The sequence below is a fragment of the Cupriavidus sp. SIMBA_020 genome (genome assembly GCF_046535395.1).
Taxonomy (GTDB): domain Bacteria; phylum Pseudomonadota; class Gammaproteobacteria; order Burkholderiales; family Burkholderiaceae; genus Cupriavidus; species Cupriavidus campinensis.
Genome location: NZ_JAWRWU010000369.1, coordinates 1 through 286, shown reverse-complemented (window position 1 = coordinate 286; position 286 = coordinate 1). Strand labels below are relative to the sequence as shown.

At 63.3% G+C, this 286-nt stretch carries 1 pseudogene; it reads right to left on the bottom strand.

The window, feature by feature from the left end:
- Positions 1 to 286, bottom strand: a pseudogene (locus SB751_RS29620) (acyl-CoA dehydrogenase); the annotation flags it as partial.

Genomic DNA, 286 nt, shown 5'->3' with positions numbered 1-286 from the left:
CCACCAACTGCGCGTCGACGCCGTCCAGAATGATGTCCGCACTGCGCGTTCCATCCAGGAGTGTGTATGGCGTTCGGAGCAGCCCTGCCGCGTCACCGTTCACGTGAAAGATCGCGCGACTCGGAACTCCGCCGGCACGTGCGCTTTGCGCTGTTACCAGGAAACCATCCGCCGAATCGCCGTGTAGCACCAGCGTCTTGCGGCCTGTCAGACGCCACTGATCGCTGATACGGTCCGCGCGAGTAGCGGCGCCACCGTGGACAAAGCGGGTGTCAGCATCAGTATG